Raw genomic sequence first — 23,935 nt, 5'->3', positions numbered from 1 at the left:
GATAGTCTCGACGCCTGAGCGACGAAGGATGTGGGAGACGTGACCCAGAAGGCAGTCGGCATCCGCGACGTCGCTCGTGAGGCGGGCGTCTCGGTGACGACCGTGTCCCACATCCTCAACGACGTCGAGTCCGCGCGGGCGAGCGAGGAGACGCGGGAGCGGGTCCGGGCGACGGCCGCGCGCCTGGGCTACGGCGCCAACCGGATCGCCAGGAGCCTCCGCCGTCAGCGCTCGGAGATGATAGGCCTGATCAGCGAGGAGATCGCGACCACGCCGCACGCCGGTCGCATCATCCTCGGAGCCCAGGAGGCGGCCCAGGCGCACGGGCTGACGCTCGTCGTGATCAACACCATGCGCGACTCCTCCGACCTCGGCGCCGACATCCGCGCGCTGATGGACAACCAGGTCGACGGCATCCTGTTCGCCACGATGTTCCACCGGGAGGTCACGCTCCCGGAGTCGCTGCACGCCGTGCCCTCGGTGCTGATCGACGCGCGCGACACCGAGGGCCGCATCCCCTCCGCGGTGCCGGACGAGCTGGGCGGCGCGAGGGCCGCGGTGACGGAGCTCGTCGCCGCGGGGCACCGGCGCATCGGCTTCCTGACGAACCGCGACGACGTCCCCGCGACCCGGCTGCGGCTCCAGGCCTACCGGGAGGTCCTCGCCGAGTCCCACATCCCGGTCGACGAGTCGCTCATCGTCGAGGAGGTCTCCGAGAGCCCCGGAGGCTACCGCGCCGGCACCCGGCTCCTCTCCCGCCCCGACCGGCCCACCGCCCTGTTCTGCTACAACGACCGCATGGCGATGGGCGCCTACCGAGCCGCGGCCGAACTCCGCATCGACATCCCGGGGGACCTCTCCATCGTCGGCTTCGACAACCAGGAGATCATCGCGGAGGGCCTCCACCCGCCGCTCACCACCGTCGCCCTCCCCCACTACGAGATGGGCGCCTGGGCGGTCGACACCCTGGTGCGGCTCATCGCCGGATCCGGTGAGGAGCTGCTCCTGGCCTCCCATCCCGTCTTGCTGCCCTGCCCGCTCGTCCCCCGCGACTCCGTCCGACCGCCCGCAGCGGCTCTCTGACTCGGAGCATCGCTTCTCCGTCCCGCCCGGGGCGCCGTCCGGCGCGCCCGCACTCCTCGTCGAAAGGCGCCATGTCCGCCGAATCGCTCTCCAGCTCCTCCGCCCGCGTGCTCGTGCTGGGCGACGTCCTCATCGACGAGATGCGGGACCGCGCCGGCTCGCTCGACGTGCCGGGCGGCTCCGCGCTGAACGTCGCGGTCGGGCTCGCCGTCCTCGGAACACCGTCCCTGCTCGTGGGGATGGTCGCCGACGACGCTGCCGGACGACTGCTCCGCGACCATCTGCTCGCGCACGGCGTGCCCCTCCTCGCGACCCCTGCGCCTCGAGGCACCGGCCGCGCCGTGTCGGACAGGACCGATGCGGAGCCCCGCTACTCCTTCTCCGACGCCTCGCGCTCGCGCACCCTGGTTCCGACCGACGAGCTGCGCGCCGCCGCCGCCCGCGCCGATCTGATCGTCGTCAGCGGCTTCCCGTTCGATGATCCGGCCGAGGCGGCGATGCTCTCGGACCTGGTGCCCGCGGCGACCGGGCTCGCGATCGACGCGAACCCGCGGCCGGGCCTGCTCCGCGACCCCAGCGCGTTCGCCGAGGCGCTCCTGGCGCTGTCGGCCCGCGCAGACCTCGTCAAGCTGGGCGCGGAGGACGCCGACCTCGTCTTCGGCACCGGTCTCGCGGAGGCCACGGACCGGATCCTCGCGACCGGAGCCCGTGCAGTGCTCGAGACCGCAGGACCGCTCGGCGCGGCACTCGTCGGGCGGTCGACGCGCACCTCCGCCCCGGTCGCCGACGCTCCGGGCGCCGTCGTCGACACGATGGGGGCGGGCGACGCGACCTTCGCCACGGTCGTGGCGGCGATGGCGGAGGGCGCCGTCGATCCGGGCGCCGTGCTCACGCGCGCGATGACGGTGGCCGCGGCGACCATCCGCTCCCCCGGCGGCCTGCTGCGGCTGCCGGGGCCGACCCGTGCTCAGGAGGTGAGCTGACCGCCGCGCGTCCCCTTGGGATCGCGGATGCTCGCCCACCGCGTCAGCGGAGCGGGACCCCTCCCCCCGGTCGCACCGCGCTGGTGCACTCTGTCGTGATCCGCTCACTCGAGCACCGCTGAGCTCACCACCGAGTCGCGACCCCGCGATGCGCCGTAAAGGTACGCGACCCGCCCTACGCATCGCGCCCACCTACGCGAGCCGACCGCGAAGTCGTCGACGAGGGAGGAATCCGCTCACACGAACAAGGCCGAGCTCACCGGTGAATCGCGTCCCAGCGATTCGCCGTAGCGGTACGTAACCCGCTCTGCGAATCGCAACCACCTACGAGGGACGACCGCGGAGCGGATGACGACGAAGGAGGAATCCGCTCAATCCAACAACAGCCCGACCGCGGAGCGGATGACGACGAAGGAGGAATCCGCTCAGTCGAGCAAGGCCGAGCTCACCGCCGAATCGCGTCCCAGCGATTCGCCGTAGCGGTACGCAACCCGCTCTTCAGAACGCGACCACCCACGAGAGCCGACCGCGAGGTCGTCGACGACGAAGGAGGAGACGACCTAATCGAGCAGCAGCGCCGGTTCCTCCAGCACGCTGGCCACGTCGGCGACGAAGCGGCTGACGACGTCGCCGTCGACGACGCGGTGGTCGAAGGATCCGCCGACCGTCGTGACGAAGCGAGGGCGGACCTCGCCGTCGACGACCCAGGGCTTCTGCTTGATGGTGCCGAGGGCGATGATCGCGACCTCGCCGGGGTTGAGGATCGGGGTGCCGGTGTCCATGCCGAAGACCCCGATGTTCGAGATCGTGATGGTGCCGTTCTGCATGTCGGCGGGCTGCGTCTTGCCGTCGCGGGCGGCGAGGGTCAGGTTCTCGAGGGCCTGCGCGAGTTCGAGGAGGCTCATCGACTGGGCGTCCTTGACGTTCGGGACGATGAGTCCGCGCGGGGTGGCGGCCGCGATGCCGAGGTTCACGTAGTGGCGCACGATGATCTCGGAGTCGGTCCACGCGGAGTTGACGGTGGGGTTCCGCCTGACCGCCCAGATGATGGCCTTGGCCATGATCAGCAGCGGCGAGACCTTGACGCCGGCGAAGTCGGGCGAGTTCTTCAGCCGCTTGACGAACTCCATCGTGCGGGTCGCGTCGACGTCGACGAAGACGCTGACGTGCGGGGCGGTGAAGGCGCTGTGCGACATCGCCGCCGCGATGGCCTTGCGGACGCCGCGGACCGGGATGCGCTCCTCGCGCGAGTCGCCCCACTCCGGCGTCTGGATGTTGCGGAAGACGCTGGCCTGGGAGGCGTGGCGGATGACGTCGTCGCGGGTGACCTCGCCGGCGAGGCCGGTGGCCTGCACCTGGAGGAGGTCGACGTCGAGGTCCTTCGCGAGCTTGCGGATCGGCGGCTTCGCGATGACGGGCAGCGCCGCGGCGGCGGGGACGGACGTGGGGCGCACGGGGGCGGCCGGGCGGGCAGGCGCCTCCGGTGCGGCAGAGCCCGGGCGGCGACGGCGGGTGGCGACGTGGCCGCCCGCGGTGCCGTAGCCGACGAGCGCGGCTCCCGAACCCTCTCCGGGCTCAGTGGTCGAGGGGGCGGGGAGCGCCGCGGTCGCCGCCTGAGCGGGCATCGCCGGGATCTCGGAGCCGACGGCTCCTGCGCCGGACTGCACCGTGATGATCGGGGTGCCGACGTCGACGGTCTGGCCCGGTTCGACGAGCACGTCGACGACGGTGCCCGAGAAGGGCGAGGGCAGCTCGACGAGCGACTTCGCGGTCTCGATCTCGACGAGCACCTGGTTGACGGCCACCTCGTCGCCGACCTTGACCTTCCACTCGACGATCTCGGCCTCGGTGAGGCCCTCGCCGACATCGGGGAGGAGGAAGTGTTCGGTCATCGCGGGTTCTCTGCTTTCTGACGCGGGGGCCGTCCGACGCGGGGAGCCGTCTGACGAGGGGAGGACGCGGGGAGCGTCAGTAGGCGAGGGAGCGGTCGACGGCCTCGAGCACGCGGTCGACGTCGGGGAGGAAGAGCTTCTCGACCTTGGCGGGCGGGAACGGGGTGTCGAAACCGGCGACGCGCAGCACGGGCGCCTCGAGCGAGTAGAACGCCTTCTCGGTCACGGTGGCGGCGATCTCGGAGCCGAGGCTGACGTTCGCCGACGCCTCCTGGGCGACCACGAGGCGACCGGTCTTGCGCACGGAGGCGAGGAGCGGCTCCCAGTCGATCGGCGACAGCGAGCGCAGGTCGACGACCTCGACGCTCGTGCCCTCCTCGCCGGCGAGCTCGGCAGCCTGCAGCAGGACCGAGACCATCGGGCCCCATCCGACGACGGTGACCTCCTCGCCCTGGCGGACGACCCGGGTGGAGTGCAGAGGCACGGCGGATCCGGAGAGATCCACGTCGCCCTTGGGCCAGTAGCGGCTCTTGGGCTCGAAGAACATCACGGGGTCGTCCGACGCGATGGCCTCCTGGATCATCCAGTAGGCGTCGTTCGGAGTGGAGGGACTGACCGCTCGCAGCCCGGCCGTGTGCGCGAAGTACGCCTCGTTGCTCTCCTGGTGGTGCTCGACGGCCCCGATGTGCCCGCCGTAGGGCACGCGGATCACGACGGGCATCGCGAGGGTGCCCTCGTGCCGGTTGGTCATCTTGGCGAGCTGCGAGGTGATCTGGTCGAAGGCCGGATAGATGAAGCCGTCGAACTGGATCTCGCACACGGGCCGGAAGCCGCGCATCGCGAGGCCGATCGCGGTGCCGACGATCCCGGACTCGGCCAGGGGGGTGTCGAGCACGCGTTTCGGGCCGAACTCGGCGTGCAGGCCCTCGGTGATGCGGAAGACGCCGCCGAGGGGGCCGATGTCCTCGCCCATGAGCAGGACCCGGTCGTTCTCGACCATCGCGCGGCGGAGGCCGGCGTTGAGCGCCTTGGCCATGGACATCGACTCCAGCTGCACCTCGGTGAGGGGCTGGGCGGTCGTCGTACCGGTGTCGATGGTCATCGCGGGTCGCCTCCGAAAGAGTCCTCGTAGCGGTGCAGCCACGCCTTCTGCTCGGCCACCTGGGGGTGCGGCTCCGAGTACACGTGGTCGAAGATCACGTCGGTGGGAGGGGCCTCGAGCGAGAGCAGTCGGCGGCGGATGTCGGCCGCGTAGTCCTTCGCCTCCTCGTCGACCTCGTCGAAGAACGACTGGGGGGCGCCCTCGCTGCGCAGGTACGCGGCGAAGCGCGTGATCGGGTCCTTCGCCACCCACGAGGCAAGCTCGTCGTCGGTGCGGTACTTCGTCGGGTCGTCGCTCGAGGTGTGCGCGCCGATGCGGTAGGTGAGGGCCTCGATGAACTGCGGGCCGCCTCCGGAGCGTGCGTCGTGCAGGTGCTTGGCGGTGACGGCGTAGCTCGCGAGCACGTCGTTGCCGTCGATCTGCACTCCCGGGATGCCGAAGCCCGACGAGCGGAGGTAGAGGGGACTGCGCGACTGGGTCGCCACGGGCACCGAGATCGCGTAGTGGTTGTTCTGGAGGAAGAACACCTCGGGGGTCCGGTAGCTGGCGGCGAACACCATCGCCTCGCTCACGTCGCCCTGGCTGGAGGCGCCGTCGCCGAAGTAGACGACGACCGCGGCGTCCTTCTCGGGGTCGCCGGTGCCGGTAGCCCCGTCGAAAGTCAGCCCCATGGCGTAGCCGGTCGCGTGCAGCGCCTGCGAGCCGAGGACCAGGGTGTAGAGGTGGAAGTTGCCGTTGGCCGGATCCGTCGGGTCCCAGCCGCCGTGGGTCACGCCGCGCAGGAGCGCCAGGACCCCGAGGAGGTCGATACCGCGGATCTTGCCGACGACGTGCTCGCGGTAGGAGGGGAAGACGTGGTCCTGCGGTCGCATCGCGAACGCGGAGCCGACCTGCGCCGCCTCCTGGCCGTGGCTCGGCACCCAGAGACCGAGCTGCCCCTGCCGCTGCAGGTTCGCCGCCTCGATGTCGAACCGGCGGACGACCGCCATCTCGCGGTAGAACGACCTGTGCTGCTCCTCGCCGATCCCGTCGAGGAAGGAGGAGTACTCCTCCGCCGCCGGGGTCGGCGCGAAGCGCCCGTCCGCAGAGAGGAACTGGACCGTCGGCGACTCCGTGCTGGTGGCTACCACCCGACTAACCTATCCGCCTGGCCGGATGACCCTCGGGGAGGGTTCCGACAATCTCGGCCGCCGCGCGGAGGAGCTTGTCGACAGAGCCCGCCTCTCCGACGGACACTCGGATGCCCTCGGGAGGGAACGCCCGGACCACCACTCCCGCGCGCTCGAAGACGCCGGCCGCCCACTCCGTCTCGTCGCGCGTGTCGAACCAGAGGAAGTTGGCCTCGGACTTCGGGAGGGTCCAGCCCTGGTCGAGGAGCGCCTGCCAGAGCTGGTCGCGCAGCAGCACGATGCGGTGCACGCGCTCGAGGAGCTCGTCGCGGTGGGCGAGCGACGCGACGGCCGCGGTCTCGGCGAGGCGGGTCACCGAGAGCGGGATCGCCGTCGACCGGGCGGCGTCGAGGATGCGCGGGTGGCCGATCGCGTAGCCGACGCGCAGTCCCGCGAGCCCGTAGGCCTTCGAGAAGGTGCGCGCGATCACCAGGTTGGGGTGGCGGCCGAGGAGGCTCGCGCCGTCGACCGCGCGCTCGTCGCGGACGAACTCGGCGTAGGCCTCGTCGAGCAGGACGAGGACGTCATCGGGGACGCGCTCGAGGAACGCCGCCACATCGTCGGCCGACGCGACCGTGCCCGTGGGGTTGTTGGGGCTGCAGACGATGACCAGGCGGGTGCGCTCGGTGATCGCCTGCGCCATCGCATCGAGGTCGTGCGTGTCGTCGGCCCGCAGCGGGACCCTGACGCTCGTCGCCCCGGCGGTGGTCACGAGGGACGGGTAGGCCTCGAAGGAGCGCCACGCGTAGACGACCTCATCGCCCACTCCCGCCGCCGCGCTGATCAGCTGCGCGATGACCGCGACCGAACCGGCGCCGACGATCACCTCGTCGATGCCGACCCCGTAGCTCTCGGCGAGCGCCGTGCGCAGCGCCGTCGCCGCGGCATCGGGGTAGCGGTTGAAGTCGTCGATCGCCCGCACCTTCTCGAGTACGGAGGGCAGGGGCTCGAAGGGGTTCTCGTTCGACGACAGCTTGAAGGCGTCGGCCGAGGCCGCGCGCCCCTGGCGGTAGGCGGGGAGGGCGAGGATCTCGGGTCGGAGGCGGACGGGAGGCCCCTGCTGGTCGGTCACCCGCACCATGCTAGGCGGAGGCGCCCGCTGCGGCTCGGTGGGCTCGTCGGCCTGGTCACGATCAGGTGTCGAAGCATCGCCGTCCCCCTTGGAGGGGTAACCCCCCGGCGACGCCGCGATTAGGGTGCGACCATGCGGAGTCGACGGCGGACCGAGCGGCGCTCCCGGGCGCGCCGTCTGCTCCCGCGAGCGCCTCTCGTCGTGATGGCCGCACTCGTCGCCGGGACCCTTGTCGCCTGCACGCCGGCGGTCGATCGGGCGGAGCCCAGTCCCACCGTCCGCGTCACGGCGGTGGAGGTGGCCGCCTCCGCCGAGTTCGTGGCGGCGAAGGAGAAGGGGCTCGCGATCCGGGACGAGGCCCTCGCCCTTCTGACGGCGACGGACGGCTCGGTCGAGGGGGCGTCGCGCGCCGATCTGATCGCCGCGCTCTCGGCGCTGAACACCGCCCTCGGCGGAGTCTCGGCCGATGCGATCACGTCGGCGACCCTGGCGACGTCGGACGCCGAGGTGGCGCTCGCCGATCGCGTGCTCGGACTCGCCGAGGCGACGCTCGCCTCCGGGGGCGGATCGTCGGCCCGACGGGCCGCCCTGACCGCCGCGATCGCGCAGCTCGAGTCGGCCAGGGACGGGCTGTCGGGGCTCGGAGCGGCCGCGCAGGCCGTCCTCGACGCGCGCGAACCGCTGGTCCCGCCTCCCGGGAGCGGCGGGGCCCCGCCCCCGCGGCAGACCGCGCCGGCGCCCGCACCCCCGCCTGCTGCCCCGACGACTGCGCCTCCCGCCGAACCGGAGGCGCCGGCGACCCCGCAGCCTGTCCCCCAGCCGACGGCCCCGCCGCAGCCGACCACAGCGCCCGAGCCGGAGCCCGAACCTCAGCCCGAGCCCGAGCCGACCCTCGAGCCGGAGCCCGACTGCTCGACCGACCCCGCCCTCTGCGCGCCCGCACCGACGCCGTCGATCGACGACCCCGTCACCTGAGCGGGTGCTCGCGGCTCGGCCCGGTGCCCGCGATAGTGGACGCATGCTCAGACTTCTGCTCGGACTCCTGACCAGCGCCCTCGCCCTCTGGCTCACCACGCTCGTCGTGTCGGGCGTCCGCGTCGACCCGTACGCCGAGGGGACGACCGCCGCGATCCTCACGTACCTCCTCGTCGCCGTGATCTTCGGCGTCGTCAACTCGGTCGTGGGCGGCGTGATCAGAGTGGTCGCGTTCCCCCTGTACCTGATCACGCTGGGACTGGTGTCGTTCCTGGTCAACGGCCTCCTCCTGCTTCTGACGGCCTGGATCAGCGGGCTCTTCGGTTTCGGCCTCGTCGTGGACGGGTTCTGGTGGGGGGTCCTCGGCGCCCTCGTGCTCGCGATCGTCAACTGGTTCATCGGGCTCGTCGTCCGCCCGCTGCTGCGCCGTCGCGAGGAGTGACCGGCACCGTCGTCAGCCGGGCCGCCGACCGGGAATCGGGTGCGGCCGCCCAGAGGCCGAAGAGAGCCGCGCCCGACGCGGCGAGCCGCGGATCGGCGTCGAGCGTCTGCGCCGTGGCGACGTAGGCGTCGAGCCCGTGCGCCGGCACGGCGCCCTCCCGGGGAGTCTCCTCGGGCGAGGACCGCTCGACGACGACCACGCCCGGCTCGAGGGCGGAGGTCCGTCCGAAGCCGCCGAGCGCCGGCACGAGGTCGTCGGAGTGCTCGATCGACACCGACCGCGTCCCGTCCGGGAGATCGAGCCCGCGCACCGGGCTCCCGAACGTCACGACGTCGTGGACCCGGTACTTCTCCGACTGGGCGACTCGGAGCGCGACCAGGCCGCCCTGCGAGTGCGCCGCGAGGGTCACCGGTGCACCCTCGGGGATCCCGGCCGCCTCCATCGCCGCGAGGGTCCCGGCGACGGAGGCGGAGCCTCCGCCGCTCATCGCCTGCAGGTTCGAGACGGCCCCGAACGCCTGCTCCGGGTCGCTGCTCCAGTCGGTCGTCCCCGAGACGGTGACGAGCCACTCCTCGCCGTACCTCTCGATCACGACCTGGGCGCCCTCCGGATCGCTGGGCGGGATCCGCGCGGCCAGCTCGCCCCAGCTCGACGGCGCCGAGCCCTCGTATCCGAGGGCGATCGGAGGCGGCGCGACGGATTCGACGCGCAGTCGCCGCTCCCCCGCGGCCGGCACGATCCCGAACAGCGTGCCGAGGACGACGAGCACGTTCGCCGCCGACGACACCCCGCTGCCGATGACCTGCTCGGAGGAGGGCCTGCCCAGTGCGTCCGCGATGGGGGGCGGCAGCAGCAGCACGCCGATCTCGGTGCCCAGCCCGATCGTCGAGATGACGCCGCGGATCCCCTCGACGACGAGCGGATCGCCGAGCAGCTCGCGCACGAGCTCCTCGCCCTCCTCGGCGAGCTCGGCGCCGGCGGCCTCGTCGCCGGTGAGAGCACGAGCTGCCGCGCGGGCGGATCCGTACGCCGCCTCCGCCGTCGCCCGGACCAGTCGTCCCGCGTCCTCCCTCGCCCCCGGAGCACGGCGCTCGAACGACTCCACCGCTCGCGACCCGAAGCTCCAGAGCGAGACGAGAGGCGCGACCGAGTAGGGGATGCCGTCGGGCTCCGAGGGAGATCGGAGCGCCTCCTCGGTGCGCTCGTAGGCCGAGGCCGCGTCGAGCAGCGCGGAGTGCAGCTGCGCCGCCTCGTGCTCGAGCGCCCGCAGTCGCCGGGTCAGCAGTGCGAGCTCGCCGACCCGCGGCCCGGCGGCGAGCTCGACTGCGGGCGCCGCACGCCCCGATGCCGCCGCGCAGTCGGCCAGAGCACCCCGGAGGCTCTCGAGCACTCGTCGACGCTCGTCCAGTTCGCCTGTGTCCACCCGCCCGGGCGCGAGCGCGGTGGCCGTCACGCGGCGCCCCCGACCGCCATCGCCCGCGCCGCGCCCTCGGCGACGGCGAGGCCCGCCAGGAACTCGGCCGCCCGGTCGGCGTAGCGGCGCGCCGCCTCGTCCTCCCAGTCGGCGTCGGGGAGGAGCCCGCCCGCCGCAGCCCGCAGCCCGCCGATCCGCTCGGCGAGCGCCGCCAGCTCCGCCCCCGGCCACGCCGGAGCCACCTCGGCCACCGCCTGCTCGACACCCATCCGCACCGCCTCCGTTCCACCCCGACAGCGCCCAGCATCGACGAGCCGTCGAGGCGCCGGAGCCGCTGCCGCCGAACCGGTGGAGAGCTCCGGATCCGGCCGGGTGTGGAGAAGCCGCCGTGCGCCACAATGGGCGGGTGACCCCCCGCTCCCCCTCGCCCTCGGCGTTCGCCGTGTGCTTCGTCTGCACCGGCAACATCTGCCGGTCGCCGATGGCCGAGGTGGTGATGCGGTCGCTCGCCGAGCGCGCCGGACTCGCCTCCGCGATCGAGATCACCTCGGCCGGCACGGGCGAATGGCACCTCGGCGAGCACGCCGATCACCGCGCGCTCGACGCGCTCGCCCGCCGCGGCCTCGACGGAGGACGCCACCGCGCACAGCTCTTCGACCCCACGAGATTCCCCGAGTTCGATCTCGTCGTCGCCCTCGACCAGGGACACGAGCGCGCCCTGCGCTCGTGGGCCCGCACCGAGGTCGACCGGCAGAAGGTGCGTCGGCTGCTCGCGTTCGAGCCGTCCCTCTCGCCGCAGGGCGACGTCCCCGACCCCTACTATTCCGATGCGGCGGCGTTCGACTCGGTGCTCGCGCTGATCGAGCGCGCATGCCGGTCGCTCTTCGCCCAGATAGAACCCGGGCTCCGCGGCAACCGCGTCGTCCGGACCGACTCCTCCGACGCGCGCGCCGGCGTCGTCGCCGGCTCCGCGGCCCGTGCCGCACTCCCGCCGGACCCCCGTGAACCGGAAGGCCCCACCGCATGACCTCGCTCCCCGTCCAGCCGCTGAGCCCCCTCGACGGCCGTTACAGCGGTGCCGTCTCGTCGCTCGGCGAGTACCTGTCCGAGGCGGGTCTCAACCGCGCTCGCGTCCACGTCGAGGTCGAGTGGCTGCTCGCTCTGACCGACCGCCGCCTCTTCGGCTCCGAGCCGGTCGACGAGGCGAGCGCCGAGGAGCTGCGCCGCCGCGCCCGCGACTTCGGGCAGGCCGAGATCGACGAGCTGGCGACCCTCGAGGCGCGCACCCGCCACGACGTGAAGGCCGTCGAGTACCTGGTGCGCCACTGGCTTGCCGACCTCGGACTCGACCGCATCGCCGAGCTCACGCACTTCGCGGCGACGAGCGAGGACATCAACAACCTCTCCTACGCGCTCGTCGTCCGTCAGGCCGTCGACGAGATCTGGCTGCCGAAGCTGCGCTCGGTGGTCGACTCGCTCCGAGCGCTCGCCGTCCGCTACCGCGACGAGTCGATGCTGAGCCGCACCCACGGCCAGCCCGCGACGCCCACGACGATGGGCAAGGAGTTCGCGGTCTACGCCTTCCGCCTCGAGCGCGTCATCGCTCAGATCGAGGCGACCGAGTACCTGGGCAAGTTCAGCGGAGCCACCGGCACCTTCGCCGCGCACCTCGCGGCCGACCCCGACACCGACTGGCCGCGCCTCGCGGAGGAGTTCGTCGCCTCCCTCGGGCTCGTCTTCAACCCGCTGACCACGCAGATCGAGTCGCACGACTGGCAGGCCGAGCTGTACGGCAGGGCGGCGCACGCGAACCGCATTCTGCACAACGTCTGCACCGACGTCTGGACGTACATCTCGCTCGGCTACTTCCGGCAGATCCCGCAGGCCGGGGCGACCGGCTCGTCGACGATGCCGCACAAGATCAACCCGATCCGCTTCGAGAACGCCGAGGCCAACCTCGAGCTCTCGAGCGCGCTGCTCGACTCGCTCGCGCAGACCCTCGTGACCTCGCGGCTGCAGCGCGACCTCACCGACTCCACCACGCAGCGCAACATCGGAGTAGCGTTCGGCCACTCCCTCCTGGCGCTCGACAACATCGCACGCGGTCTGCTCGAGATCGACCTCGACCCGCTCGCGCTCGCCGCCGATCTCGACGGCAACTGGGAGGTGCTCGCCGAGGCGATCCAGACGGTGATCCGCGCAGAGGTCGTCGCGGGCCGCTCCGACATCACCGACCCCTACGCGATGCTGAAGGACCTCACCCGCGGCAAGCGGCTCGGCGCCGACGACCTCGCCGCCTTCGTCGAGGGCCTCGACATCGGCGACGCCGCGAAGTCCCGCCTGCTCGCCCTCACGCCGGCCGGCTACACCGGGGTCGCCTCGGCGCTGGTCGACCGCCTGCCCTGACCCCCCGGAGGCGGATGTCGGCGGTCGTCCGTACCGTCAGGGCATGAGGTGCGCGATCGACGGGTGCCCGTCCCGGGCCGAGGAGGGTGCTCCGATCGGTCTGTGCGCGCCGCACCTCGCGCTCGCGCACGACTGGGTGGACCGCGAGGACGGGGTCGTCGACGCCCTGCCGTCCCCCTGCCTCGTCTGCGGCTCGCGGCTCGGCGTGCGGCTCCCCTCCGCGTGGCTCTGCGCGGTCTGCGAGTGGCGCCTGGGAGACGTCCCCGACGGCGAGCTGCCGCCCCCGCGCATCGACGTCGTCTACTACATCCGCTTCGGCGAGCGGATCAAGATCGGCACCAGCGCGAACCCCCGCCAGCGGCTGCGCCGGCTGCGGCACGAGGAGCTGCTCGCGTTCGAACGCGGAGGGCGGGCACTCGAGCAGCACCGGCACGAGCAGTTCGCCGCCGAGCGGCTCGAGCACACCGAGTGGTTCGCCCGCAGCGCGGGACTCGACGCCCACATCGACGTGGTGCGCGCGGGAGAGCCGGATCCCTGGGCGCTCCACCGCCGCTGGTGGAGCGAGGCCCTGGCGCTGCGCACCTGAGCTCCGCGCGCTCGATCCGTCACTGCCGGCCCGTCGGATGCGGTAGAACGGGCCGGTCGCGACGTATCGAGAGGCGGGACGGTTCGAGGGGCGGGTGGACGGGAGCGCGGGTGGTCACCGCGACCAGGCGTCGACGAGTAGGGAGCCGCGGATCTCGCGCAACTCGTCGACGAGACGGTCGACGAGGGCGCCGGTGACCCCCGACGCGAGCAGGTCGTGCGGCCCGAGCGGCAGGAGGCGCCCGGTGCGGACGCGCACGACCTCCCATCCGGCGGAGCGGAGCGCGCGATCCTTGCGGCGATCCGCCTCCTCACGCCGGCCGACGTGCTCGAGCCCGTGCCTGCCGGTCGAGTCGTACTCGATCGCGACCCGCAGCTCGCCGAGGACGATGTCCGGCCACGCCTCGACGTGGTCGAAGAACGGCCGCCCGAGCCGCACCGCGGTGAGGCCCGGCTCGAACTCGAGGCGCTCGGCGAGCATCGCGCGCAGGCGCGCCTCGACCGCGGAGGCGGGCGGCGGCGCGCACCGGCTGACGAACGCCTCGCCGACGGGCAGCTCGGGCGTCTTCGCGCAGAGCCGACGAGCGCGGACCGGCGCTCGACGAGGTGCGACCGGAGGCGACGCCTCCGGAGGCGGTTCCGGCGCAGCACGCGGGCTCCGCGGCTTCGCGAGCACTGCGCACTCCGGGCACCACGACGACCGCCGCCGCTCCCGACCCGGGCGGCTGCGCTGCTCCTCCGGGGTCGCGACGAAGAGATGACCGGAGTCGCAGAGCCAGCACAGGAAGACATCGGCGGCGGGCGGGATCTGACTCAGGACGATGCCGTCGTTGTACTCCGGACGGTACTGCCGCACCAGCACCGGGTAGGAGGACCACGCCTCCCGATACGTCCCGACCGCATACGGCACGTCGACCCCGCGCGAGAACCGCCGCCGCTCCCACCACCGCCCGATCGCCTCCGCCATGCCCGCACGCTAGCGGGCACCACCGACGGGCCGTGCTCGTTCCGGAGGGGCGTCCCCGCCGCCCCTCCTAGTGAGCGGAGTCCTGCTCGTCGAGGTCGGCGATCTCGGCGTCGTCGGGCTTGAACGTCAGCGAGAACATCGCGATGGCGACCAGCGCGACGATAAAGGTCACCCCGAGGGCGATCAGGGCGACGACGAACTCGCGGGTCGAGAGCAGCACGACTCCGCCGACGAAGGCCGCCATGACGGCCGAGAAGCCGATCAGCTCGAGGGGGCGGAGGCGATCCTTGCGGGTCGGCTGGAAGGTGCGGGGCGCGAAGTCCTCCGGGGGCTCGGGGGTCTGGCCTTCGGCGGTCATCGGTCTCCTCCGGAGGTCGGTGTCGAGGGTGCGACGGCATCGGCACCGGCGGCCCACTTGAGCGAGAACGCGGCGATCGCGAGGTAGACGCCGACCATCACGGCGTAGGCGCCGAGGAGCCCGACCGAGACGACGGGGTGCGGCGGGAGGAGCGCGAAGGCGGCCCCGAGGAGGACCGTGCCGATCCCGACGACCACGGCGTCCCGGGCGGCGAGACCCTGCCGTCGGCGTCCGCTCGAGAACTCGAACGATCCCGACACCAGCGCCCAGCCGGCGACGAGGGCGACGAAGAGCGTGAGGGCGGCGACGGGCAGAGCCACGAGCGCCCCCACTCCGGCGAGGAGGGTGACGCCCGCGGAGGCGAGCGCCGGCGTCCGACCGGGACCGGTGATCGCCCCGAGGCCCAGCGTGAGCGAGACCGCTCCGGTGGCCAGCGCGAAGCCCGCGAACACGGCGAGGCCGAACGCGGGGCTGTGATCGGGCGAGAAGGTGACCACGCAGCCGGCGACGGCGGCGATGACGGCGCGAGCGAGCGGGAGGATCCAGGTGCTCGCCCGGTCGGCGGTGTCGTCGGCGTGGGCCACGGTCGAGCCTCTCTGGTGGTGCGGTGGGTCGGATTCGCGGGATCGCGAGCGGACCGAGCGGCGCTGCCTGGTCCGTCGGCGCTGAGCGCGCTGTCAGGAGGCCGCCCGAGGATCCCGGGCCCGCTCCGCGGACGACCTCGATTTTACGCTCACCGGGAGTGCCGAGGCGCCGCGGCGGCCCCCGGGGGCTCGGATGCTCGGCCAGCACGCAGGCGCGGACCCCTGCTCTCCTGTTACCGCGGCGTTAAAACACTCGGGCTTCGGGGGACGGACTCGTGTCGTTCAGGTGGCTCTCGCTATCGTGGGGCACATCCCGCCGTTCGGTCGCGCCCCCCGCGCCGCACGTTCCCAGGCCCGGAACGCACCACGCCTGCGTTCTGCCCGCCCCCCGACCCTGGAGTTGATGCCTTGAACGGACTGGATCTCGCGATCCTCGCCCAGCGGGCCCGCGATCTGGCCTTCAGCAAGCTGGTCGCCGGCGGTTTCCACCGCTTCGGCAAGGGCTCGCGCATCTGCCTCCCGTTCAGGATCGGCCCGGGCCAGGGCAAGCACATCTCGATCGGCGAGAACGTCCTGATCAGTGCGAACTGCATGCTCCTCGTCCCCTCCGCCGACGCTCCGACTCCCGCGCTGGTCATCGGCGACAGGGTCCGGATGAACACCACGGCGATCACGGCGGTCCTCAGCGTCGTCATCGAGGACGGCGTCGACATGGCCCGCGGGGTGTACATCTCGGATCACTCGCACGGCTTCGAGGACCCCGACACCTTCGTCCGGGATCAGCCGCTGAAGAAGATCGCGCCCGTGCGGATCGGTGCCGGGGCATGGATCGGCGAGAACGCCGTCATCATGCCGGGCGTCACCATCGGCCGGGGCTCGGTGATCGGCGCCAACGCGGTCGTCCGCGAGGACGTCCCCGACTACTCCGTCGCCGCGGGCGTCCCGGCCCGTGTGCTGAGGACCTTCGCATGAGCGGCGCCGGCACCCAGCGCGACGTCGTCTTCACCTTCTCGTACGAGACCTACACCGATGCCGCCAAGCGCGGGATGATGCGGCCGCCGGACCGGATCCTGCACACGCTGATGGAGAGCGACGAGGTGGGGCGGCTCATCGTCGCCAACCCGTTCCGCTTCCTCCCGACGACGCTCGCCCGGCGAGCAGCGGGCCGGGAGGTCCCCTTCCCCGCGACCCCTCTCCGCGTCCTCCACACGCCGATGCGGATGCGCCGCGACGATCCCCTGGACATCGCCGGCATCGAGCGGGAGTACCGCGCCTACGACCTCGAGCTCGCCCGCCTCGCCGACGAGCTCGAGCTCGTCCGGCCCGTCGTGATCACGACGCACCCGCTGGTGGCCGGGTTCTCTCCGTTCGAGTGGGCCGAGCACGTCATGTTCTTCGCCCGCGACGACTGGACGACGTCGACCCGCTGGAAGGCCCAGTGGCCGTCGTTCCAGGAGGCGTACCGCAGGGTCGCCGAGAGCGGGCGGTCGGTCACGGCCGTCTCCCAGGAGATCATCGACCGCATCGCCCCGACGGGTCCGCACGCGGTCGTCCCGAACGGGGTCACTCCGGAGGAGTGGACCGGGCCGGCCCCGGATGCTCCGGAGTGGCTGCAGCGGATCCCCGGCCCGCGCGCCCTGCACGTGGGCACGCTCGACGACCGGCTGGACGTCGAGGGGATCGTCGCCGTCGCGACCGCGCACCCCGAGCTGCAGATCGTGCTCATGGGCCCGCAGCCCGACCCGGGGTACCTCGCGTCGCTCGCGCCGTTCCCGAACGTGCACCTCCACCCCTCCGTCGGCCGCCGTGAACTCGTCGCGACCATGCGCAACGTCGAGCTCTGCCTCCTCGCGCATCGGCGCACGCCGCTGACCGAGGCCATGAGCCCCCTCAAGCTGTACGAGTACGTCGCGAGCGGCTGCCCGGTCATCTCCGTCGACCTCCCGCCTATCCACGGCATCAGCGACCGCATCCGGATCGTGCCGACCATGGCCGAGTTCGCCGGCGTCGTCGACGAGGCCCTCGCCGACGGACCGGCGACCGAGGACGAGCGCCTCGCCTGGATCCACGCGAACTCCTGGGCCGCCCGCCACACGACGGTCCTCGACATCCTGCTCGACCGGGGCGGTGCCCGATCCGGTCTCGCGGTGTCCTCCGGTGGTTCGACGGGCGCGTGATCCCGCCGACTCCGGTGAGTAAATCCTCCTCACGGCGGAGGCCGCGGAGTAGCCAAGGCCTGGGGGCCTGGATATCGTGGGAGCGGCACCGCTGCCGGCCCCCTCGATCTGCGCTCCGCCCGAGCACGCTCACCCTGCAGTTCCCCCGAAGGACGAGTGGGCCATGCGCTGCCGGCCCGCCAGCGTCGATCTCTGACGTCGCCTCCGCGAACCCGACCCGCCCGAGCTCCACCCGAACCCGACCAGGACCACATGCAGCGCAGGACCCCCCTCGTTCCGCGCGCCCGTCCGCCGGAGCACGACCTCCCCGGATCTCCTGACCACCCGCCGACCCCCTGAGCATCGACCGGCCCGAGCCGATGCGTCGGGGAACCCGCCCCCGCGGACACCCATCCGCTCGGGGCCTCGGCTCCGAACACCTGCGGAGCACGTGCTCTCGACCCGATGCACCATCCCGTACTGCAGTCCCATTCAGCATCCGCCGGAGACCCAGCCCCTGGGCTCGTCCCGGTAGGAGGAGGATCCCATGTCGCACTTCCTGTTCGTCTGCTCCGGCGGGGGGCATCTGAAACAGCTCTTCACCCTCTCCTCCCGCTTCGGCATCGACCCCGCCGACCAGCACTGGGTGACCTTCGACAACGGACTGAGCCGCTCGCTGCTCGAGGACCGGAAGGTGACGTTCAGCCGCTTCGCAGCGCCCCGGGACACCCTCCCTATCGCCCAGAACGCCGCTCTCGCCCACCGCATCCTGAACCGCGGCGACTACTCGGCCGTGTTCAGCACCGGTTCGAGCCCCGCCGTGTCCTTCATGCCGGAGGCGTCGCTCCGCGGCATCGAGTGCCACTACATCGAGAGCGCCGCCCGCGCCGACGGGCCCTCGATCACCGGACGCATCGTCTCGCGCTTCCCGGGGGTCAACACCTACAGCCAGTACCCGGTCTGGGCCGACGAGCGCTGGCAGTTCGGCGGATCGATCTTCGACGCCTTCGCCACCGGGCCCGCGACGAGCACGACCGGCATCAGGAGGGCGGTCCTCTCGGTCGGCACTCAGGACCTCTACCCGTTCGATCGGCTCATCGCCGCCTCCGTGCCCCTGCTGAAGGATGCAGAGGTCCTCTGGCAGACCGGCCTCGCCGACGTCTCCTCGCACGGCATCGAGGGCCGCCCGAGCGTCCCCCACCACGAGCTGCAGGAGGCGGTGGAGGCGGCGGACGTCGTCATCGCCCACGCGGGCACGGGAGCCGCGATCACCGCGATCGAGGCCGGCAAGGTCCCGATCCTGGTTCCGCGTCTCGTCGCGCGCGGCGAGCACATCGACGACCACCAGATCCAGATCGCCCGCGAGCTCGATCGACGCGGCCTCGCCATCGCGGCGGCGCCGGAGGAGCTCTCGGAGGAGCTGCTGCTGCGCGCTGCCGGCCTGTCGACGACCCGGGTCGAGGACGTGGCACCGTTCCGCTTCTCGCCCGCTCGTGTCCGCTCGAAGCGGCCGGGGTTCAGCGCCCGCCCCGAGCGTCGCGGAGAGGCTCGGCGCGAGGCGATCTGACCGCGCGCAGGGGGCCGTTGAGCCGGACGCCGGGGGTCGGCAGGCGTCGGGCGGCCAGCGCCCTGGCGTCGCCGAGCCCGGGCCGGTCGCGCTCAGAAGCGCGTCAGGACGCGTTCGCGAGCAGTGCGGTCCAGGCGATGTCGGCGAGCTTGGCCTGACCCTCGATCGACGGGTGGAAGTGGTCGACGTCCGAGATGTCGCCGGAGCCGACCTCGAAGTCGTGCAGCGCTCCACCGTCGTACACGCAGTTCTCGACCGCTGCGCACGCCTCGGCGAGGATCGCGTTGTAGGCGTCGATCGTCGTGTCGACGTTGGCGCGACGTGCGACGGCCTCCTCGGAGTCGGAGGTCGGCTCGTAGAGCAGAGAGTTGCAGCTGGTGCTGCTCCCCCACCGCTGGATCGCCTCGGCGTCGCCGCGCTCCGCCTCGAAGAAGGCGAGCAGGTTCGGGATCGACGACACGAAGACGGTCGCCTCCGGTGCCCCCGTCGAGAGCGTCGTCAGAGCGGTCGTCACCGACGCTCGGAAGGTCTCGGGCGGCGTGATCTCGCTGCTGCGCTTGCGGCAGACGTCGTTGGAGCCGATGAGGACGGTCACCAGATCGGGAGACGCGGCCACCGCCTTCTCGGCCTCACGCGGCAGCTCCGCTGACGTGGCTCCCTTGAAGGCGAAGTTCTCGACGGTCGGCACCGCGCCGACGGCCTCGCCCGCGCGTCGGGCGATCGAGTCGACGGTCTCGTCCTCACCCGTCGTCCACGAGGCGCTCGGGCAGGGCTTGTTCTGCCCGCAGGCGGCCACGCCCACCGAGATGGAGTCGCCCATCGCGACGATCACTCCGGCCTCGAAGGGCAGGGCTCCGGCTGCGGGTTCCGCCGACTCCTCGGGCGCGGGACTCGACGTGCAGCCCGAGAGGAGGGCGGCGGCGATAGCCACCGCGGCGAGGACACCGACTCGACGGGCGCGGGTGGTGCGGATCATGCAGCGCCTCCCTCAGCGGCCGGAGTCGTCTGCGGAGCCGGAGTGCTCGGCCCCTTGGGCTTGGGCTTCCTGACCTGCTTCACGAAGGCGAGGATCTGCTGCACATCGCGGCGGTAGGCGGGGATCGCCATCGCCAGCGCGACCGGGACGAGGGAGGCGAGACCGCCGACGACGAGGTGCACGATCGACGGCAGGTCGGTGTAGGCGCCGACGGCCCAGGCGGCGGCGTACATGAACGGCACGATCAGCGCCGGGCGGAGGACCGGCACGATGACGTCGGCGCCGGTCACGAACGTCCCGCGGATGGCGAGCCAGAATCCGGGTACCAGCAGCGCCAGGGTCGTGAGCCCGTAGAGCAGGGCGAGTCCCTCGACGCCGTTCCACCACAGACCGACGAAGAACGACGCGATGACGAGGGGCCTGGTGACCACGTAGTAGACGAGCTGGCGGTGCACGCGGCCGAGCGAGATGTAGATCCAGCCCTGCACGTTCCCGATGCCCTGCGCGATGCCGGCGATCGAGAGGATCGAGAGGATCGTGGCGGCGCTGGTCCACTGCGGTCCGAGGAGGAGATCGACGAGCGGAGCCGCGAGCGCGGAGAGGACTCCGAAGGTCGGCAGGACCAGGTACCCGATGACGAGGAGGGCTCCGCGCACGTAGCGGCGGTAGCGCTCCCCGTCCTCCTGCAGCGAGCTGAGCACGGGCAGCGCGACGCGCCCGAGCGGCCCGTTGAGCTGCTGGAGCGGGAGCAGGAACAGCGAGTAGGCCCTCGAGTACTGACCGAGGGCGCCGGCGCCGAGCTGGGCTCCGATTAGGACGTTGTCGACGTTCCGCGCGAGGTAGTTGAGCAGCTGGACGCCGAAGATGCTGCCGCCGGTCGAGACGAGCGGGATGACCTCGCGCGAGATGCGCGGACGGCCGAAGGTGGGCCGTGCGGCGACCCAGAGGGCGATGAAGCGGTAGACGAGCGCGCCGCCCTGCAGCACCACCAGCGACCACACGCCCCAGCCGAGGAACGCGGCGATGATCGAGCCGATGACGCCGACGAGCATCGAGACGACGTCGATCTGCGCCATCAGTCCGAAGCGCATCTCCTTCTGGACCTTCGCCTGGAGGGGCATGCAGAGGCTGTTGACGAAGAGCGTCGGAGCGACGGCGATCGTCAGGATGATCAGCTGCTCCTCCTGGTAGATGCCCGCGATCAGCCACGCGGAGGCGCCGATCACGATCGTCCCGGCCACGCCGAGCGCGACCGAGAGCCAGAGCACCGACCGCCAGACGGTCTCGGTCATCCTCTTGGCCTGGATGATCGCGCCGGTGAGTCCGAAGTCGCGCACCAGGTCGGCGACGCCGACGATCGCCGTGACGGCCGCCAGGAGTCCGAAGTCGGAGGGCGAGAGGAGTCGCGCGAGGACGACGGTCGAGATCAGCTGGATCGCGGTCTTGCCCCACAGACCGCCCAGGGTCTGGATGACTCCGCGGCTCGCCTTGTGGCTGAGGTTGGCGGGCGGGACGTTCGGACCGTCGCCGACGGTCGGCGACTGCGCGATCGCGTCGGTCGCCAGCGTCTCGGTCGTGTGCGCCGTGTCGCCGATCGCCGCCTCGATCTGATCGTCGGAGGCGCGGGGGTGGGCGGAGGAGCCGCCTGCGGGCGAGGTGCCCGTCACGCGCGCGTCGTCTCGTCGCGGTTCCATTCGGGTACGCCTCCTCGTGCGATGATCGACCGCGCCTCGAGGCGCGGTCGCAGATAGCCGTAGCAGTAGATGGGGAACGCCGGCCACAGGGCCGGGCGGCGCAGGACCCGCTTGAGCAGCGAGACCATGCCGGACCCGGACTGCGCCGGCCGATCGGGCACCAGCCCGGAGGCGCTCAGCTGCGCGTTCCCGATCGCGATGCGCACCGTGCGCTTGATCTGGTTGCGCATCCGTCGCGGCGCCTTGACCGTGAACACGTGCCCGGGGAGCGTGAGCCGCTCCTCCGGTGCGAAGAGCTGCTGCACGAAGCGGTCGTCGGCGATGATCTCGGGGAACGCGCCGAACCGGCTGCGCCCCTCGGCCGAGAGTCCGTAGATCCCGGAGCCGACGAGCCCGCTCACGCGGTAGTCGGACAGCTCCCAGATCGCGTAGTGCGCCCTGACCGGCCACGAGGCGCCGCGCGTGTCGACGTGGAACTCGGGAGCCGCGGCGAGCGGGCCGCCGGGGCGCGCGAGCTCGTCTCCGAGCGCGAGGAGCGTCTCCGCCGTGACGCTCACGTCCGCGTCCACGTAGATGCGCGGGAACACGGTCGCCAGCTCGTCGGCCGCGTTGAGTCCCGCGATCTTCGACGCCCGCTCCGTCTCGGCCACGACGATCCGCGGATCGACGGCCCTCGCGACCGCCGCGGTGCCGTCCGAGCAGCCGTTCGCTCCGACGACGATCTCGAGGCGGCCCTCCGGGTCCCCGTCCACCAGGGCGCGGAGGAGCCGCCCGATCACCGCCTCCTCGTCGTGAGCGGGGATGACGATGCCGACGCGCGTGCTCACGACTCGATCGGAGCCGACTTGCGGACGACGTGACTGCCCACGTGAGCGCCGATCGCCGGGCCGCTGCCGGGCAGGTGGTGGCCGCCGCGGGTGAAGGCGGAGACGTGTCCCGCATCCTCCGGCGCGAGGCGCCGGCGCGTCGACTTGTGGGGTGCCTCGGTGATGGTCCAGGCCCCGACCGCGAGCAGGATCCAGAAGAGCATGAACGCCTGGAAGAAACCGAACGCGTCGTAGAAGTACGCGGAGACGGTGTAGCCCACGAGCACGATCGCGAGGGCGAACGCGAGGCTTGCGTACTGCGGCTGCGAGCTGTTCTTGAACGCGTAGCGCAGCAGCAGCACGATCGGGATGAGGAACAGGGCGCAGAGGCCGATGATGCCGACGACGCCGGCGTCCATCAGGGTGCCGAGCCACTGGTTGTCGAGGATGAACGAGTTCTTGTCGTCACCCACGACGATCCGGCTGCCGACTCCCGTCCCGAAGAACGGATGCTCGCGCACGATCGCCATCGCCGGCTCGAGGTCGGCCAGGCGCCCCGCGCCGGCCATGCCCGCCGAGGTGTACTGCGAGGCGATGAGCTCCTCGGGGTCGAGGAAGGATCCGATCATGTCGGTCAGGATCTTCGGGATGAAGAGGAACCCGAGGCCGAGCACCGGGATCATCCCGAGCACGAGGTACGCGCCGATCTTCGGACGGAACAGCAGGGTGATCAGGAACATGACGCCGAGGGTCACGATCGCCGTCCGGGAGACCGCGGTGACGACGCCCATGAGCAGCGCGAGCACGACACCGTAGTAGATGATCCGGCGGTTGATCTCGTTCAGCGGCCAGCGGGCCCACTTCGAGAGGTAGATCGCCACCGGGATCATCATCGTGAACATGACGGCGAGGGCGATCGGGTGCTGCGAGGAGCCGTAGGAGCGGTACCCGCCCGCACGGTAGGCCTCCTGCTCGCCGCCGATGAACTGGAGCGGCAGGAACTTGTCGAGCATCTGGAAGATGTTCTCCTGCGTCGCCCGCTCGACGACCGCGAAGAACGCGACCACGACGGCCGACCACACCAGGAAGGTGAGGACGATCTCGACGAGGCGCTCGCTGCGCAGCACGAGTCGGGTGATGAAGAACACCGACAGCATCAGCACGTCGTTGATCAGGGCGCCGACGACACCGCTGCCGAGGCCGCCGCTCGAGATGAACTCGACGTTCGCGGCGACCGAGAGCACGCTCGAGGCCATCCAGATCGCGAGCGGCCAGCCGAACGCGGCGGGTCGCCAGACGAACTTCGGGTCGATCAGGAGGGCGATGATCCCCGCGACGATCATGAGGACGATCGCCAGCCGGTAGGGCTCCAGCGCGAAGCCGAGGGGGATCGGCAGCGAGTAGTAGCGGACCGGGATGAACATGATCACGGCGAGCAGCAGGAGGAACGCCCCGGTCCAGCTGAAGACGACCTTGCGCGTCAGGTAGAGGAAGGAGACCGCGAAGAAGATCGCTCCGGCGTACAGCGGGTTCAGGTAGTAGGCACCCGCGAGGGCGACCGCTCCGAGGAGGAAGGTCGCGATCGCGGAGCGGACCGTGAACGTGCGCCGGACGAGGATCTCGCCCGCGTAGGGGTCATCGCTCCCGGGGACCGGGAGCGGTGCGCCCTTGATCGTCTTGGTGCTGCTGCTCATGCGAGTGCCG

The 23,935-nt window shown here is 71.9% G+C and carries 23 protein-coding genes; 10 read left to right on the top strand and 13 right to left on the bottom strand.

The genetic code is table 11. The features are described from left to right. Positions 1-39: 39 nt before the first annotated feature. Positions 40-1,083 carry a LacI family DNA-binding transcriptional regulator gene (locus tag B9Y99_RS00265; protein WP_085476161.1) on the top strand — a complete coding sequence of 348 codons (1,044 nt, stop codon included), beginning with the start codon at positions 40-42 and terminating at the stop codon, positions 1,081-1,083. A 71-nt stretch (positions 1,084-1,154) separates the two neighbouring features. Further along, positions 1,155-2,066: a carbohydrate kinase family protein gene (locus tag B9Y99_RS00260; protein WP_085474626.1), complete on the top strand. Its 912-nt coding sequence runs from the start codon at positions 1,155-1,157 to the stop codon at positions 2,064-2,066. A 560-nt stretch (positions 2,067-2,626) separates the two neighbouring features. On the opposite strand, the gene B9Y99_RS00255 is transcribed toward B9Y99_RS00260, so the two are convergent. The 4 genes from B9Y99_RS00255 to hisC all read right to left on the bottom strand — a co-directional run bounded on the left by B9Y99_RS00255 (position 2,627) and on the right by hisC (position 7,310). Further along, entirely contained in the window at positions 2,627-3,958 is a 1,332-nt protein-coding gene (locus B9Y99_RS00255) for a dihydrolipoamide acetyltransferase family protein (RefSeq protein WP_085474625.1), read from the bottom strand. Positions 3,959-4,034: 76 nt separating this feature from the next. Further along, positions 4,035-5,000, bottom strand: a complete 966-nt coding sequence (locus tag B9Y99_RS00250; protein ID WP_208856900.1) for an alpha-ketoacid dehydrogenase subunit beta — start codon at positions 4,998-5,000, stop codon at positions 4,035-4,037. Positions 5,001-5,056: 56 nt separating this feature from the next. Further along, on the bottom strand, positions 5,057-6,190 hold the full coding sequence (locus B9Y99_RS00245; RefSeq protein WP_085474623.1) for a thiamine pyrophosphate-dependent dehydrogenase E1 component subunit alpha: 1,134 nt from the start codon (positions 6,188-6,190) through the stop codon (positions 5,057-5,059). Between the two features lie 4 nt (positions 6,191-6,194). Next, on the bottom strand, positions 6,195-7,310 hold the full coding sequence (gene hisC, locus B9Y99_RS00240; protein ID WP_085474622.1) for a histidinol-phosphate transaminase: 1,116 nt from the start codon (positions 7,308-7,310) through the stop codon (positions 6,195-6,197). 123 nt (positions 7,311-7,433) lie between these two features. Between hisC and B9Y99_RS00235 the strand changes: the two genes are divergently transcribed. Continuing rightward, the gene (locus B9Y99_RS00235) at positions 7,434-8,276 is read left to right on the top strand and encodes a hypothetical protein (RefSeq protein WP_129587833.1); all 843 of its coding nucleotides are present in this window, start codon (positions 7,434-7,436) and stop codon (positions 8,274-8,276) included. A gap of 43 nt (positions 8,277-8,319) precedes the next feature. Further along, positions 8,320-8,718, top strand: coding sequence for a phage holin family protein (locus B9Y99_RS00230; RefSeq protein ID WP_085474620.1), 399 nt, complete (start codon positions 8,320-8,322; stop codon positions 8,716-8,718). On the opposite strand, the gene B9Y99_RS00225 is transcribed toward B9Y99_RS00230, so the two are convergent. Together B9Y99_RS00225 and B9Y99_RS00220 are read right to left on the bottom strand one after the other, a co-directional pair. Further along, positions 8,672-10,108: an alpha/beta hydrolase family protein gene (locus B9Y99_RS00225; protein WP_085474619.1), complete on the bottom strand. Its 1,437-nt coding sequence runs from the start codon at positions 10,106-10,108 to the stop codon at positions 8,672-8,674. The genes B9Y99_RS00230 and B9Y99_RS00225 overlap by 47 nt on opposite strands. Positions 10,109-10,167: 59 nt before the next feature. Continuing rightward, entirely contained in the window at positions 10,168-10,401 is a 234-nt protein-coding gene (locus tag B9Y99_RS00220) for a hypothetical protein (RefSeq protein WP_085474618.1), read from the bottom strand. 137 nt (positions 10,402-10,538) lie between these two features. On the opposite strand from B9Y99_RS00220, the gene B9Y99_RS00215 reads away from it, so the two are divergent. The 3 genes from B9Y99_RS00215 to B9Y99_RS00205 are packed head-to-tail and all read left to right on the top strand — an operon-like array spanning position 10,539 to position 13,124. Continuing rightward, positions 10,539-11,159, top strand: a complete 621-nt coding sequence (locus tag B9Y99_RS00215; RefSeq protein WP_208856862.1) for a low molecular weight protein-tyrosine-phosphatase — start codon at positions 10,539-10,541, stop codon at positions 11,157-11,159. Beyond that, on the top strand, positions 11,156-12,538 hold the full coding sequence (purB, locus tag B9Y99_RS00210) for an adenylosuccinate lyase (protein WP_085474617.1): 1,383 nt from the start codon (positions 11,156-11,158) through the stop codon (positions 12,536-12,538). The genes B9Y99_RS00215 and purB overlap by 4 nt, the downstream gene beginning before the upstream one ends. 43 nt (positions 12,539-12,581) lie before the next feature. Next, positions 12,582-13,124 carry a GIY-YIG nuclease family protein gene (locus B9Y99_RS00205; RefSeq protein WP_085474616.1) on the top strand — a complete coding sequence of 181 codons (543 nt, stop codon included), beginning with the start codon at positions 12,582-12,584 and terminating at the stop codon, positions 13,122-13,124. 114 nt (positions 13,125-13,238) lie between these two features. Here B9Y99_RS00205 and B9Y99_RS00200 read toward each other — a convergent pair whose 3' ends face one another. The 3 genes from B9Y99_RS00200 to B9Y99_RS00190 all read right to left on the bottom strand — a co-directional run bounded on the left by B9Y99_RS00200 (position 13,239) and on the right by B9Y99_RS00190 (position 15,032). Next, positions 13,239-14,090 (bottom strand): hypothetical protein, encoded by an 852-nt coding sequence (locus B9Y99_RS00200; RefSeq protein ID WP_085474615.1) that lies wholly within the window; start codon positions 14,088-14,090, stop codon positions 13,239-13,241. Between the two features lie 67 nt (positions 14,091-14,157). Beyond that, the gene (locus B9Y99_RS00195) at positions 14,158-14,448 is read right to left on the bottom strand and encodes a hypothetical protein (RefSeq protein ID WP_244274725.1); all 291 of its coding nucleotides are present in this window, start codon (positions 14,446-14,448) and stop codon (positions 14,158-14,160) included. Next, entirely contained in the window at positions 14,445-15,032 is a 588-nt protein-coding gene (locus B9Y99_RS00190; RefSeq protein WP_085474614.1) for a DUF308 domain-containing protein, read from the bottom strand. Before B9Y99_RS00190 ends, B9Y99_RS00195 begins: the two co-directional genes overlap by 4 nt. Positions 15,033-15,440: 408 nt before the next feature. Here B9Y99_RS00190 and B9Y99_RS19330 point away from each other — a divergent pair, with 408 nt between their 5' ends. From B9Y99_RS19330 to B9Y99_RS00175, 3 genes are all read left to right on the top strand, one after another. Continuing rightward, a complete protein-coding gene (locus B9Y99_RS19330) occupies positions 15,441-16,004 on the top strand; it encodes an acyltransferase (protein WP_085474613.1) in 564 nt (187 codons plus the stop codon). Further along, positions 16,001-17,209 carry a glycosyltransferase gene (locus tag B9Y99_RS00180; RefSeq protein WP_085474612.1) on the top strand — a complete coding sequence of 403 codons (1,209 nt, stop codon included), beginning with the start codon at positions 16,001-16,003 and terminating at the stop codon, positions 17,207-17,209. The genes B9Y99_RS19330 and B9Y99_RS00180 overlap by 4 nt, the downstream gene beginning before the upstream one ends. A gap of 526 nt (positions 17,210-17,735) precedes the next feature. Continuing rightward, positions 17,736-18,755 carry a glycosyltransferase gene (locus tag B9Y99_RS00175; protein WP_085474611.1) on the top strand — a complete coding sequence of 340 codons (1,020 nt, stop codon included), beginning with the start codon at positions 17,736-17,738 and terminating at the stop codon, positions 18,753-18,755. A 103-nt stretch (positions 18,756-18,858) separates the two neighbouring features. On the opposite strand, the gene B9Y99_RS00170 is transcribed toward B9Y99_RS00175, so the two are convergent. The 4 genes from B9Y99_RS00170 to B9Y99_RS00155 are packed head-to-tail and all read right to left on the bottom strand — an operon-like array spanning position 18,859 to position 23,925. After that, positions 18,859-19,731 (bottom strand): SGNH/GDSL hydrolase family protein, encoded by an 873-nt coding sequence (locus tag B9Y99_RS00170; RefSeq protein ID WP_085474610.1) that lies wholly within the window; start codon positions 19,729-19,731, stop codon positions 18,859-18,861. Then, positions 19,728-21,425 carry a lipopolysaccharide biosynthesis protein gene (locus B9Y99_RS00165; RefSeq protein ID WP_085474609.1) on the bottom strand — a complete coding sequence of 566 codons (1,698 nt, stop codon included), beginning with the start codon at positions 21,423-21,425 and terminating at the stop codon, positions 19,728-19,730. The genes B9Y99_RS00170 and B9Y99_RS00165 overlap by 4 nt, the downstream gene beginning before the upstream one ends. Beyond that, a complete protein-coding gene (locus tag B9Y99_RS00160; RefSeq protein ID WP_165759496.1) occupies positions 21,395-22,252 on the bottom strand; it encodes a glycosyltransferase in 858 nt (285 codons plus the stop codon). The genes B9Y99_RS00165 and B9Y99_RS00160 overlap by 31 nt, the downstream gene beginning before the upstream one ends. After that, on the bottom strand, positions 22,249-23,925 hold the full coding sequence (locus B9Y99_RS00155) for an O-antigen ligase family protein (RefSeq protein WP_085474608.1): 1,677 nt from the start codon (positions 23,923-23,925) through the stop codon (positions 22,249-22,251). The genes B9Y99_RS00160 and B9Y99_RS00155 overlap by 4 nt, the downstream gene beginning before the upstream one ends. Between the last annotated feature and the right edge of the window lie 10 nt (positions 23,926-23,935).

The sequence above is a fragment of the Rathayibacter oskolensis genome (assembly GCF_900177245.1).
Classification (GTDB): Bacteria; Actinomycetota; Actinomycetes; order Actinomycetales; family Microbacteriaceae; genus Rathayibacter; species Rathayibacter oskolensis.
Note: the sequence above shows the minus strand (reverse complement) of the source record. Positions and strands in the feature narration are given on the sequence as shown.